This is a genomic window from Rhodococcus sp. IEGM 1370 (assembly GCF_033142325.1).
Taxonomy (GTDB): domain Bacteria; phylum Actinomycetota; class Actinomycetes; order Mycobacteriales; family Mycobacteriaceae; genus Rhodococcoides.
Genome location: NZ_JAWLRY010000020.1, coordinates 41,499 through 54,185, shown reverse-complemented (window position 1 = coordinate 54,185; position 12,687 = coordinate 41,499). Strand labels below are relative to the sequence as shown.

At 64.8% G+C, this 12,687-nt stretch carries 11 protein-coding genes; 4 read left to right on the top strand and 7 right to left on the bottom strand.

Annotated elements, in window-relative coordinates; all coding sequences use genetic code 11:
- Position 1: 1 nt before the first annotated feature.
- The 3 genes from lon to R4P47_RS20595 form a co-directional block, all read right to left on the bottom strand.
- The gene (gene lon / locus R4P47_RS20605; RefSeq protein ID WP_317785586.1) at positions 2 to 2,317 is read right to left on the bottom strand and encodes an endopeptidase La; all 2,316 of its coding nucleotides are present in this window, start codon (positions 2,315 to 2,317) and stop codon (positions 2 to 4) included.
- A 108-nt stretch (positions 2,318 to 2,425) separates the two neighbouring features.
- Positions 2,426 to 3,127 (bottom strand): type 1 glutamine amidotransferase domain-containing protein, encoded by a 702-nt coding sequence (locus R4P47_RS20600; protein ID WP_094669513.1) that lies wholly within the window; start codon positions 3,125 to 3,127, stop codon positions 2,426 to 2,428.
- Positions 3,128 to 3,173: 46 nt separating this feature from the next.
- Positions 3,174 to 3,956, bottom strand: a complete 783-nt coding sequence (locus R4P47_RS20595; RefSeq protein WP_317785585.1) for a putative protein N(5)-glutamine methyltransferase — start codon at positions 3,954 to 3,956, stop codon at positions 3,174 to 3,176.
- Positions 3,957 to 4,089: 133 nt separating this feature from the next.
- Here R4P47_RS20595 and R4P47_RS20590 point away from each other — a divergent pair, with 133 nt between their 5' ends.
- A complete protein-coding gene (locus R4P47_RS20590) occupies positions 4,090 to 5,130 on the top strand; it encodes a pentapeptide repeat-containing protein (RefSeq protein ID WP_317785584.1) in 1,041 nt (346 codons plus the stop codon).
- Between the two features lie 22 nt (positions 5,131 to 5,152).
- On the top strand, positions 5,153 to 6,040 hold the full coding sequence (locus tag R4P47_RS20585) for an oxidoreductase (protein ID WP_317785583.1): 888 nt from the start codon (positions 5,153 to 5,155) through the stop codon (positions 6,038 to 6,040).
- A gap of 10 nt (positions 6,041 to 6,050) precedes the next feature.
- On the opposite strand, the gene R4P47_RS20580 is transcribed toward R4P47_RS20585, so the two are convergent.
- A complete protein-coding gene (locus R4P47_RS20580; protein WP_317785582.1) occupies positions 6,051 to 7,094 on the bottom strand; it encodes a glycerophosphodiester phosphodiesterase family protein in 1,044 nt (347 codons plus the stop codon).
- Between the two features lie 314 nt (positions 7,095 to 7,408).
- Entirely contained in the window at positions 7,409 to 8,440 is a 1,032-nt protein-coding gene (locus R4P47_RS20575) for a GGDEF domain-containing protein (RefSeq protein ID WP_317785581.1), read from the bottom strand.
- Positions 8,441 to 8,981: 541 nt separating this feature from the next.
- Here R4P47_RS20575 and R4P47_RS20570 point away from each other — a divergent pair.
- Positions 8,982 to 9,353 carry a hypothetical protein gene (locus tag R4P47_RS20570; protein ID WP_317785580.1) on the top strand — a complete coding sequence of 124 codons (372 nt, stop codon included), beginning with the start codon at positions 8,982 to 8,984 and terminating at the stop codon, positions 9,351 to 9,353.
- Entirely contained in the window at positions 9,350 to 10,237 is an 888-nt protein-coding gene (locus R4P47_RS20565; RefSeq protein WP_317785579.1) for a pirin family protein, read from the top strand. The genes R4P47_RS20570 and R4P47_RS20565 overlap by 4 nt, the downstream gene beginning before the upstream one ends.
- Here the strand turns inward: R4P47_RS20565 and R4P47_RS20560 are convergent.
- Both R4P47_RS20560 and R4P47_RS20555 read right to left on the bottom strand, forming a co-directional pair.
- Positions 10,205 to 11,260 carry a hemolysin family protein gene (locus R4P47_RS20560; RefSeq protein ID WP_317785578.1) on the bottom strand — a complete coding sequence of 352 codons (1,056 nt, stop codon included), beginning with the start codon at positions 11,258 to 11,260 and terminating at the stop codon, positions 10,205 to 10,207. The genes R4P47_RS20565 and R4P47_RS20560 overlap by 33 nt on opposite strands.
- Positions 11,257 to 12,669 carry a hemolysin family protein gene (locus R4P47_RS20555; protein WP_317785577.1) on the bottom strand — a complete coding sequence of 471 codons (1,413 nt, stop codon included), beginning with the start codon at positions 12,667 to 12,669 and terminating at the stop codon, positions 11,257 to 11,259. The genes R4P47_RS20560 and R4P47_RS20555 overlap by 4 nt, the downstream gene beginning before the upstream one ends.
- Positions 12,670 to 12,687: the final 18 nt, after the last annotated feature.

Genomic DNA, 12,687 nt, shown 5'->3' with positions numbered 1-12,687 from the left:
CTCACGCCGCCACGGTTGCGGCCGTCGGCTCCAGGGCGAGCGCGATGATGTCGGCGACGTCGGTCATCGGGCGAACATCCAACGCCTCCAACACCTCTGCGGGCACATCGTCCAGATCCGGTTCGTTGCGCGCCGGTATGAACACCGTCGTCAGGCCCGCACGCTGCGCAGCCAGCAACTTCTGCTTCACCCCACCGATCGGCAGCACCCGACCGTTCAGCGTGACCTCACCGGTCATGCCGACATCCGAGCGCACCGGCCGTCCGGTGGCCATCGACACCAGGGCCGTCACCATCGTCACACCCGCCGACGGACCGTCCTTCGGCACCGCGCCCGCCGGAACGTGCACGTGGATGCTGCGGTCGAGAGATTCCTGCGTGACGCCGAATCGTGCTGCGTGCGAGCGCACGTAGGACAGTGCGATCTGCGCGGACTCCTTCATCACGTCGCCGAGTTGACCGGTGAGCTTGAGACCCGGATCGCCTTCGGTCGACGCAGCCTCGATGAACAGCACATCGCCGCCGAGTCCGGTGACCGCCAGACCCGTTGCCACACCCGGCACTTCGGTGCGCTCGTGCGCCTCGAGAGTGAAGCGCGGACGACCGAGGTAGGTCACCAGGTCCGGCTCGTCGATGGACAGAACCTCGGTGGTGCCCACCAACTTCGTCGCGACCTTGCGCAGCGCCTTGGCCAGCAGGCGTTCGAGCTGGCGCACTCCCGGCTCGCGGGTGTACTCGGCCGCGATCGTGCGCAGCGCGGCGTCGGTGACCGTCACCTCCTCGGATGTGATTGCCGCCCTGTCCATCTGACGAGGGAGCAGGTAGTTGCGGGCGATGACGACCTTGTCGTCCTCGGTGTAGCCGTCGATGGTCACCAGTTCCATCCGGTCGAGCAACGGGCCGGGAATCTGGTCGATCACGTTGGCGGTGGCGAGGAACACCACGTCGGACAGGTCGAGATCCAGATCGAGGTAGTGATCACGGAACGTGTGATTCTGCGCCGGGTCCAGCACCTCGAGCAGAGCGGCGCTGGGGTCGCCGCGATAGTCCGAGCCGACCTTGTCGATCTCGTCCAGCAGGACAACGGGATTCATCGATCCCGCCTCACCGATGGCCCGCACGATCCGGCCCGGCAACGCACCGACGTACGTACGACGGTGCCCGCGGATCTCGGCCCCGTCGCGGACACCACCGAGGGCGACGCGCACGAACTTCCGACCGAGCGCACGGGCCACCGACTCACCGAGCGAGGTCTTGCCGACTCCGGGCGGGCCCGCGAGCACCATGACGGCACCGGACCCACGCCCACCGACCGACTGCAGACCACGTTCGGAGCGACGCGCCCGAACGGCCAGGTACTCGACGATCCGATCCTTCACGTCGTCGAGTCCGTGGTGGTCGGCGTCGAGAACCGCACGCGCAGAATCGATGTCGTTGTTATCGGTGGTCGTGTTGTTCCACGGCAGGTCGAGCACGGTGTCGAGCCACGTGCGGATCCAACCCGACTCGGGGCTCTGGTCGCTGGCCCGCTCCAGTTTGCCGACCTCACGCAGCGCCTGCTCGCGCACCTTCTCGGGCAGGTCCGCAGCCTCGACACGGCCGCGGTAGTCGTCGGCACCGTCGGGCTCGTCCTCACCGAGTTCCTTGCGGATGGCCGCCAACTGCTGCCGGAGCAGGAATTCTTTCTGGGTCTTCTCCATGCCCTCGCGGACATCGCCGGAGATCTTGTCGTTGACCTCGACCTCGGCGAGATGGGCCCTGGTCCACTCGATGAGGGAGGTCAGACGCGTTGCCACGTCCGGTGTTTCGAGAAGGTCCCGCTTCTGCACGTCGGTGAGATACGACGCGTAGCCGGCGGTATCGGCGATCGCGCCCGGGTCGGTGAGCTTGTTGACCGAGTCGATCACCTGCCATGCGTCGCGACGTTGCAACATCGCCACGACGAGCTGCTTGTATTCGGCAGCAAGGGCTTTGAGGTCATCGCCTGCGGCCTCGTCCGGTACGGGTTCGGCTTCCACCCAGAGGGCAGCGCCGGGTCCGCTGACGCCGTGGCCTATGTGGGCGCGGCGGCCGGCCTTGATGACCGCGGCCGGACGGCCGTCGGCCAGGCGTCCCATCTGCACGATCGTGGCGAGGACGCCGTACGCGGCATAGCGGTCTTCGAGACGCGGCGCGACGAGTAACGTGTCATCGTTGCTCGCCTTCGCCGCGTCGACGGCGGCGCGCGCAGCCTCGTCGAGCTCGACGGGCACCACCATTCCGGGCAGGACGATCGGGTCGGTCAGAAAAAGCACGGGGACACGAACGGTTTCGGTCACTTCTCCTCCAAAAGATTGAGCTATTGGGGCTCAACTTCGAAAGCAGTAGTGATGTTCCCTTCGGTGTCCACTGTTCTCCGTGGGCAGAACGCCGACCGTCCAGACCTGCTACTTCAGCGCGCTGACCAGCTTCTCGGCGAGAGGACGCGTCGACGCCGGGTTCTGACCCGTGTACAGGTTGCGGTCGACGACGACGTTCGGTGCCCACGCATCGGCGGAATCGAACTTCGCGCCGTTCTCGCGCAGCCGGGTCTCGAGCAGCCACGGGGCCTTCTCGGCGAGACCGGCCTGGGTCTCCTCCTCATCGGTGAATCCGGTGAGCTCGTAGCCGTCGAACGCCCAGGTTCCGTCACTGCGGACGGCAGGAAGAAGAGCGGCCGGTGCGTGGCACACCGCGGACACCACCTTGTTCGAGTCGAGGAAGTCGACAACCAGTGCACCGAAGCTCTCGGAGACGGCGAGGTCTTCCATCGGTCCGTGACCGCCGGGAACGAAGACGACGTCGAAGTCCGACGCCTTCTGCTCCTCGAGCTTTGCAGGCGAGGACAGGATCGACTCGATAGAGGCGAGGTAGCTCTTCTGATCCGCCACCTTCTCTTCGTCGCCGCCGTTGGCGTCGACCGCGAGGCTGCCCTGGTCGACGACCGGAGCCTTGCCGCCCGGCGTGGCGACCGTGATGTCCCAGCCTGCGTCGACGAACGTGCGATGGGACTCGACGAGCTCCTCGGCCCAGTATCCGGTGGGGTGCTTGCTTCCGTCGTTCAAGGTCCAGTGATCGGCAGCGGTTACCGCAAACAGCAATGTAGTCATGCCCCGGGGAATGCCACGAAGACCCACGATCGAAACACCCGGTCGATCACTGCTCGCCCATCGAACCGATCACCACGACGGCGTCGAACATCTCGGACTTGCGGATACTGGCTGCGAATCCGGCCTCGACCACGGTCTGCAGCGTCGAATGCATCAGTGCTGCACTGGTTTCGACGAGGAGATGCCCGCCGGGGGCCAGCCAGAGCGGCGCGTCGACGGCAACGCGGCGATGAATCCCGGCACCGTCCGTACCGCCGTCGAGCGCGATGTGCGGCTCGTGGATGCGCGCCTCACGTGGCATCAGCCCGATGTCGCCGGTCGGGACGTAGGGAGCGTTGACGACGATCGCGTCGAATCTGCCGTGCAGTTCCGGCGGCAGTGCGTCGTACAGGTCACCGCGGTGCACGTGACCGACCGGCACCGCGCCCCCGCCTGCATCGAGGTTGCGCCTGGCACAGGCGACCGCCGCGGCGTCGATATCGGCGGCGTGCAATTCTATGACGCCACCGACCGACAGCCCTATTGCTCCAGATCCACAACACAGATCCAACAGCACCGAAGGACGCAGCGCTGCAGCACATTCGACGAGAAACTCGGTTCGTCGGCGAGGAACGAACACGCCCGGTTCGACGGCGATGCGTCGGCCACAGAACGACACCCACCCGACAACGTGCTCGAGTGGTTCGCCGGCGATGCGGCGTGTGAGCATCTCAGTCAGCTCCGCTGGAGTCGAAGCGGACTCGGCGAGGATGTCGGCTTCTTCCTCGGCGAATACACACCCGGCAGCACGCAGCGCGGTCACCACCGCGTCGTACTCGAGTTCCGCCATGGACGGCCTCCTGAAATGCCGTGCGCCCAGCTGCTTCGTCGAAACACTGTAGCCCGGTATGTCGCAGGCACAAGTCCGTTCCCCGCGGTTATTTCGTTTGACGTTGCCACGCGCCCCGGGACACAGTGAACGCATGCACGCGCCCGAGAACTTACTGGCCGACTGCGGCAGTTGTTTCGGACTCTGTTGCGTCGCTCTGCCCTTCGCGAAGTCCTCGGACTTCGCCGTCGACAAGGCCGCCGGTGAGCCGTGCCGCAACCTCCTGGAGGACTCACGGTGCGGCATTCATTCGACATTGCGGGAGAGAGGCTTTCGCGGGTGCGCGGTGTACGACTGCTTCGGTGCGGGCCAGAAGGTGTCGCAGTCCACGTTCGCGGGACGGGACTGGCGGCAGCAGCCGTCGAACTCGTCGGAGATGTTCGCGGTGTTCCCGATAATGCGCGATCTGCACGAGTTGCTCTGGTATCTGGCGGATGCGCGTGACCGAAAATTGACTGCGCGCCTGCATAATCGGCTTACTCGCTTGTATGACGAACTGGACGAGCTCACCTCCGCGACGCCCGAGGTCCTGATGTCGATCGACGTCACCGTGCTCCGGGCGCTGATCAACGAGGCGCTCTTGGATGCAAGCGATCTGGTTCGCGCCGAAGTGAGAGGCACGAAGAAGAACTACCGCGGCCGCGACATGATCGGCACACAACTGGCCGGCGCGGACCTGCGCGGCGCGAGCCTGCGCGGCACGTATCTCATCGGAGCCGACCTGCGCGGGGCCGATCTGCGTCTGGCCGACGTGATCGGTGCAGACCTCCGGGGTGCCGACCTACGGGGTGCAGATCTACGCGGCAGCATCTTCGCGACGCAGTTCCAGATCGATGCGGCGAAGGGTGACGAGGCAACACGACTCCCGCAATCCCTGACGGTCCGAGTCACTGGGTCTGAGGCTCGGGGCATTCAACCCAGCGATCGACCGGTCTGCTCCAGTGCTGCCTGGATGACTGCCAGCGATTTCGGACCGACACCGTGCAGTGTCTCTAGCTCGGCCGCGGGCACCCCGGCGAGATCGTCCAGGCACCGGTATCCCGCCGCGCGGAGTGCCCGAGACGCGGGATTTCCGGTGCCCTTCGGAAACTCCGCATGTTCGTCGGCTTCTGCTCTGCTCACGGGCAAAGTCTAAAACAGACCGGTAGCCTGGCGGCGTGCCCGAAACCAAGCAGAGACGCGTTGTCATCACCGGTGCGAACACCGGTATCGGCTACTACACCGCCTTGGAGTTGGCGAAGCGAGGCGACCACGTGACGCTCGCGTGCCGCAACAAGGACAAGGCCGATGCCGCCGCGGCCAAAATTTCGGCGGAGGCACCCAACGGAACCGTCGACACCGCCACTCTGAATCTCGCCGAGCTGGCCTCGGTTCGTGAGTACGCCGCGTCGGCACCGGAGTCGATCGACGTGCTGATCAACAACGCCGGCGTCATGATGCCCGCGTTGCGAACCGAGACGGCGGACGGGTTCGAACTCCAGCTCGGCACCAATCACCTCGGTCACTTCGCCCTGACCGGCCTGCTGTTTCCCAAGCTCGCTGCGGACGCCAAGATCACCACCATCGCCTCCGTCGCGCACCGGCAGGGCCCCAAGCTCGATTTCGACAATCTCCAGCTCGAACGCGGGTACAACCCCCAGCGTGGGTACGCGAACTCCAAGCTTGCGAACATCCTGTTCGCGCTCGAACTCCAGCGCCGGATCGACAAGGCCGGGCTGAAGATCACCAGCAATGCCGCGCACCCCGGAATCTCGGCCACCGAGCTGTACTCGAGCCCAGACGGTTTGGGCAGCAACAAGATCCTGTCCACTCTCGCTCCGATCGGACTGAAGTTCTTTTCGCAATCCGCCAGTGCCGGAGCACGTCCCACGCTCTACGCGGTCGACGTTGCGGGTGGCGGCACGTACAGCGGCCCCAAGTCCTTGTTCGAGACGCGCGGTAAGCCGGGCCCGGCGAGCATGACCAAGACCGCACAGGACCCCGCTCTTGCTGCGAAGCTGTGGGACGCCAGCGAGAAGTTGACCGGAGTCGGCTACCCGTTCTGACGGGGAATCGTCACAGGGCGGGCGCGGGCAATGCTAGTCCGCGCTCGCTCATGACGGTGCGCAATCGGTCGGGGTAATCGGTGATCAGGCCGTCGACGCCCAGATCCATCAGCGCGCGCATGGTGTCGGGATCGTCGACGGTCCACGGGATCACTCGTATTCCGCGCTCGTGCGCGGAGTCCACCATGTCCTGGGTGACGTAGAGCTCGAAGTCGGGGTCGCCAACCTTCCCGCTCTGCGGGGTCCCCTGCACCGGTGAGTACGCCGACGCTCCGAACGAATCGATCGCGGCAATCGCATCTCCACCGAAATCGTCGACGTCGATTCCGCCCAGCCACGGCGACGCACCGTCCTGGCCCACCTGCAAGAAGTCGCCGTTGGTCAGCGCCACCACCGGCACCTCGGGTTCGGCGTCGCGGACCAGTTTCAGTGCGCCCCAATCGAAACTCTGCACGGTGACCCGGTCCAGCATGTCTGCGTCGCGGATGGTCGCCAGAACCGTGTCGACGAATTGCTCGCGCGGAGCAGTTTCGGTGGGGCTGCCCGCCTCGACCTTGGTTTCGACGTTCAGCTTCACATCCGGCGCTACGGCCGACTTCACCAGATCCAACACCTCGGTGAGGGTCGGCATTCGAGCGCCGGGCACGCGTCGTTGCTCCGGGTAGTCCGTGAGAGGTAGGGCTCCGCAGTCGAGAGTGCGGATCTGCGCGAATGTCAGTGTATTCACGAACTTCCCGACGTACGGAAACTCGGGGTCCCCCGGTGTGAGCGCACCGGTATCGACGCACTTGCTGTCCGAGACCTTGCGGTCGTGGGTGACGATCGCTTTGCCGTCCTCGGTGATCTGAGTATCCAGCTCGAGGGTGCTCACCCCGAGTTGCATTGCGTTGGTGAACGATTCGATGGTGTTCTCGGTGACCAAGCCGAGTCCGCCGCGGTGCGCCTGCAGATCGAACGAGCCGAGCGGGGTCGGGTCCGCTGCCGAATCCGTTCCGCACCCCGTCAACACCGCGAGGGGAACGCACACCAGAGGCAAGAATCGACCGAATCGCATGCTCGACGAGACTACGGAGGGTCGGTGTCCACCCGGGTTCCTCGCAGTGAAATCCCGGTACCCTGCAGGTAGACGGAGATCGGTATTCGCAGCGTCGCAACATTTTTCGATGTTCTGTCGAGCGAGAAGAACGATCCAGCAAGCACATCCCGAACAATCTGGGCAACAGCAGGATCCAGTAAACCTCGTGGACGTCGCCTACGACCGTGATGTGCGGGTCGACTTCCACGCCCTCGTCCCGCTGGATGAATTCGCCGTCGGATGTTCGGGTCTTGACACCGATCGATTGGTCAGCAGGCTCAGTGAGTTGGGCCCTACATCGACTCGAGCACCGTTCGATTTCCGCCGTTCGCCTTCGCCCGGTACATGAGGGAGTCCGCCGCGCGCGTGACGTCGTTGACCACGTCGACCCCTGATGTCCACGCGTCGGAATCGGGAGCGATCACGATTGCGCCTGCGCTCACTGTCACCGGTATCGGATCCGAGCAATCCGTCAGAGTGCCACTCACCTCGAGTACCAGTTCACACAGTTGTTCTGACTCGCCGACGAGGACGGCCACGAACTCCTCGCCCCCGGTTCTCGCCACTACGCCCGACTTCCCGAGGTGACCGTGGAGACGGTCGGCAACGAGGACGATGACGGCATCACCCTGATCGTGTCCGTAGCGATCGTTGACGCTCTTGAACCGATCGATGTCGACCAGAACGAGAACGAATGCCAACCGCTCGCCGCGAGCGAGCGACCACAGATCCTCGATGGCGTTCTGCAGTCCGCGCCTGTTCTTCATCCGTGTCAGCGGATCGATCTCGGATTGCCGTGCATCCTCGCACACCAGCGACCAGGCGATCTGGGCGAAGATCGGGACACCCGACGTGGCACCTCCGGCGACGAGGACTGCGGCGATCGCATCCCACGGACCCCACAATCCCTGTACGTACGCGGCCGCCCCGATGTAGACGATCACCAGATTGGCGAACACCAGGTGCGCTACGAGCAGCCTCGGTCCGAGAAAGAAGGTGCACATCGACCCCGTCAGCGCGAAGAGGAACGTGCCGATCAGGGCCGACGTGGGGACGTCGAGAAGAATTACCGACGCAAGACCGACATCGCCGAATACCAGGAAAGTCACCACCTGCCACTTGCGGTCCGGCAGCGGCCCGAACAGCAGATACACGATGGCGGCGCACTGCAGAACCAGGATGAAGATCACGTAGGCAACCGGACCCGATCCGGTCGGCCCGTTCGGTGAGGCCAGCATCAGCATCGACACGGCGGCGTACAGAGCCACACAGCTCGCAAACACGACTCGGATCAATCGGTGCAGCGGACGAGTCGACTTGTGCACGAAAATCCAGTCGAAATCGTGCGGAGCAGCGAACCAATGGCGGATGACCTGAGCCGCACTGGGTTGCGGACCGAGCGGTGGAACGGTGATGCTCGAGATCGATCTCGGCGACGAGACGGTGGTCGACCGTTTGCGGTGGCGACTACGTGTCTCGCCGTGTATCCGCCCCGAACGTGGTCGTAGGGACGCATTCGTTCGCTCGCCGTGGCGCGATGCGGGCAATCGAGAGTCTTCTTGCATGTGGCTCCCCTTGTGAAACGAACTGCCCAGGTGCGAAAGCGTACCGATCATCGTTTCGGCTCGCCCGAAATCTCCTGATCCGGTCTTGCCCAGCCTGCGTAGCGCTCGACGGTCGCTTGCCCAACCGGTGTGGACACCTGTGCTCCACACACAAAGGGAGACACCCACTACTGACGGCGGTCGGGGGCGACAGCAGTAGCGGGTGTCTCATTGGACATTCGCAGCACCTCGCAAGGCGGATGGGTACCGGATGAGAAATTCTTTCGAAGTTTTTCGTCGACCCGAGGCATAGCCTGTGACCATGCCTTTCACAGCAGCGAATCACTACGACTTCACCGGCGACGACATCACCGGGACCCTCGATGCCCATCGATCCGCAGGCGTCTGGGCGGCGCAACTCGTTCTGAGCGGACAGACGCTCGAGTCCACCGATGTCACTCGATCCGACCTGGGTTTCGAGGTTCGCACCGTCGTCGAAAATCTGTCGGACGGCAACCGGACCCACCTGCTGGTCGTACTGCCACGCGTCACCATCGACTCCGACGACGGCCAACCGGCCACCTTCACCTCGTATGCGGTGCTGTACACGGTCCACGGTGGATCGACCGAGGTGCAAGGTGCGGCCGAGTCCTACGACGTGCGGCTGCTCAGCGGAACCGCGTTGCACGTATGACCATCCAGATTCTCACCCCACGCGAGGTTCCCCTCGGCGGTCCTCGCGCACTGAAGGTCCGGCGCACGCTCCCCCAGCGACAGCGTTCGCTGATCGGCGCGTGGTGCTTCGCCGACCACTACGGCCCCGACACCTCGTCGATGGACGTGCCGCCGCATCCGCACACCGGACTCCAGACCGTCAGCTGGCTGTTCTCCGGCGAGATCGAGCATCGCGACAGCGTCGGATCGCATGCCATGGTGCGTCCTGGAGAGCTCAATCTGATGACGGCCGGCTACGGCATCAGTCACTCCGAGACCTCCACCCCGGAGACCGAAATTCTGCACGGCATGCAACTGTGGGTGGCACTTCCGGCTCGCTCTCGCTTCACCGCACCGACTTTCGAGCACTACGTGCCGCGGACTCACACGAGCCAGGGGCTGACGGCACGAGTATTTCTCGGTTCACTGCTCGGCGAGACCTCGCCGGTGGCCACGTTCACCCCACTCCTCGGAGTCGAGATCGTGCTCGACGCCGGAGCCCGCGTCACCCTCGACGTCGACCCGACGTTCGAGCACGGCGTCATCGTCGATCAGGGCACCGTGACGATGGACGAGACCGTACTCGCCGCAGCCGAACTCGGTTATCGCGAACCGGGCGATTCGACGCTCGATCTGCACAATCCGACCCGAGAGCCGGTGCGGATGCTGCTGCTCGGTGGACCGCCGTTCGGGGAGCAGATCGTCATGTGGTGGAACTTCGTCGGCCGCAGCCACGAGGACGTCGTCGAGTATCGAGCCGCCTACGAGCGCGGCAGCGAGCAGTTCGGCACCGTCGAGGGCTATCCGGGATCTCGACTGCACGCACCTGCGCTACCCAACAGTCGGATGCAACCGCGCGGCTGACTTGTCCTGCTGTGCAGCAGGAGCCGTGGGCAGCACCCGTTTGATGACGTCGGTGAGCGTGACGATGCCGAGGAACTGTCCCTCGGTCTCGACAACCGCGAGCTGAACGCTGCGGTTGCGCATCTGCCGTAGCAACTCGTACACCGGTGTCGATCCGTCGACCGAGTAGGCCTCCCGTGCGTAGTCGGCGGCGGGTTCTTCGGCGGCTGCCAGCAGCGTGTCACGCACGTGCACGACACCGGGCGTCGCGCCTGCGCTGTCGGTGAGCAGTACCCGCAGGTGACCGGACCGCAGCGCCGCGGCCTGCACGTCGGACACCGTGGCACCGTGCGGAACCGACGTCGCCTTGGAGTCGGGCACCGTGATCTTCTCGACGGTCAGCGTCTCGAGTTCGATCACCCGGGTGATCTGGGTTTGCAGTTCCGGTTCCAATACGCCGACCTGCGACGAGTACTCGACGAGGTTACGGATGGTCTCGGCGTCACGGCCGCCGACCGCAGCGTTCTCGACCGGCTCCACTCCCGACCGTTGGACGAGCGTGTTGGCGATCTTGTTGACCCACACCAGGAACAGCCGGAAAGGGCGGATGAACGCCCGAGACGGCAACCCGATGATGGTGGCAGCGAGTTCGGGGTGCGCGATGGCCCAGGATTTCGGGGCCATCTCGCCGATCACCAGATGCAGGAACGTCACGAGCAACAGCGACAGCGCGAACGCGGCGGTTCCGGCCAACCATCCCGGCACACCCCACGAGGTGAACACCGGGCCCAGCCAGGAATCGACGGCAGGCTTGGTGACGGCACCGAGGGCGAAGGTGCAGGCAGTGATGCCGAGCTGCGCGCCCGCCAGCATGATCGTCAACTCGTTCATTCCGCGCAGCGCGGCCCGCACCGATCGGCTCGTGCCTGCCTTCTCCTCCAGTCGATGCCTACGGGCACCGAGCAGCGCGAACTCGATGACGACGAAGAACGCACTCAGCGCGATGAGCAGTACCGTCACCGCAACGACGACCCACGCGTTCATCGGTCCCCGTCCTCGTCCGACTCCGACGACGCCTCGGTGCCGTCCGGCGAGTTCTCGTGCAGTCTGATTCTCAGCTCACTCGGCACGTGCCGGTCCACCTCGAGCACCTCGACTTCCAGGGACGGACGCGGCGGTTCGTCTTCCATCAGATCGGCTCCGAACACCGCGAGATCGATACGAACGGTGTCTCCGACCTCGGGCAGATTCCCGCCCTCCGCGATGAGCAGGCCTGCGAGCGTCTCGTAGTCCCCTCGCGGCAACAGCATGTCGCGACCGATGGTGCGTTCGACCTCGTCGACGTGGACGTCGCCGTCCATGAGCCACACTCCGTCTTCCTGATCGTGCACGCCTGCGATGTCCTCGTCGCCGTCGTGCTCATCGGTGATCTCGCCGACCAATTCCTCGGCGAGATCCTCGATGGTGAGCACCCCGGCGAATCCGCCGTACTCGTCGATGACGCATGCCAACTCGTTCTTGGTGCTGGACAACAACTCCAGGGCATCCTCGAGTGGCATGAGCTCCGGCACGATCAGCGGTGCCCGCATGATCTCGGTGACCGGCCGCGTGTCGTCGGGCGCAGCGGCCATCACCTCCGCCAGCTGCACCACACCGATCGGCTCCTCACGGTCGCCGATCACCGGATACCGGGTGTGCGCACGCACCATCCGCGCCCGCATCTCACCGATGGCAGTGGCGGGCGTGACCGCATCCACCCGAGTGCGAGGAATCATCGCGTGTGCGACATCGCGCTCCGGAAAGTCCAGGATCCGATCCAGCAGCAACGACAGATCCTCGGTCAAATCGCCACTGGCACGGGAATCCTCGATGATGCTCTCGAGATCCTTCGCGGTGGCGCTGCTGTCCACGTCGTGCACCGGCTCGACCCGCAGCAGCCGCAGCATCGCGTTGGAGGACTTGTCGAAGAAGGTGATCAGCCAACCGAAGGCGGCCAGGTAGATCAGCGTCGAGCGGGCAAGGCGTCGGGACAGCGGATCGGGACTGGCGATGGCGAGATTCTTCGGATACAGCTCGCCGAAGATCATCTGCACGACGGTGGCGAGCACAAGAGCGCCAACCGTGCCGATGGAAATGCCCACCGCGATGGGCACTCCGGCACTGCTGAGCAGCTCGCCCAGCGATTCTCCGATGAACGGCTCGGCCACGTATCCGACCATCAGACCGGTGACAGTGATGCCCAACTGCGCGCCCGACAGCATGAACGACGTGCGCTTGGTGACCTTCAGTGCCCGCTCGGCCGACGCGTCGCCCTTCTCGGCACCGGTACGCAGCGTCGCCCGGTCGACGGACATGTAAGCGAACTCCTGGGCCACGAAGTACCCGTTGGCCGCGATGATCGCGGCGGTGAGCACGAAGCCGAGGAGCAAGGAAAGCAGCGCGGTGATCACCATGCGATCACGCGAGAACGA

Excerpts from the sequence above, each read along its gene's own strand:
- R4P47_RS20565 (WP_317785579.1), top strand. The coding sequence starts at position 9,350 with ATGACCATCCAGATTCTCACCCCACGCGAGGTTCCCCTCGGCGGTCCT.
- R4P47_RS20570 (WP_317785580.1), top strand. The coding sequence starts at position 8,982 with ATGCCTTTCACAGCAGCGAATCACTACGACTTCACCGGCGACGACATC.
- R4P47_RS20595 (WP_317785585.1), bottom strand. The coding sequence starts at position 3,956 with ATGGCGGAACTCGAGTACGACGCGGTGGTGACCGCGCTGCGTGCTGCC.
- R4P47_RS20590 (WP_317785584.1), top strand. The coding sequence starts at position 4,090 with ATGCACGCGCCCGAGAACTTACTGGCCGACTGCGGCAGTTGTTTCGGA.
- R4P47_RS20600 (WP_094669513.1), bottom strand. The coding sequence starts at position 3,127 with ATGACTACATTGCTGTTTGCGGTAACCGCTGCCGATCACTGGACCTTG.
- R4P47_RS20580 (WP_317785582.1), bottom strand. The coding sequence starts at position 7,094 with ATGCGATTCGGTCGATTCTTGCCTCTGGTGTGCGTTCCCCTCGCGGTG.
- R4P47_RS20555 (WP_317785577.1), bottom strand. The coding sequence starts at position 12,669 with ATGGTGATCACCGCGCTGCTTTCCTTGCTCCTCGGCTTCGTGCTCACC.
- R4P47_RS20560 (WP_317785578.1), bottom strand. The coding sequence starts at position 11,260 with ATGAACGCGTGGGTCGTCGTTGCGGTGACGGTACTGCTCATCGCGCTG.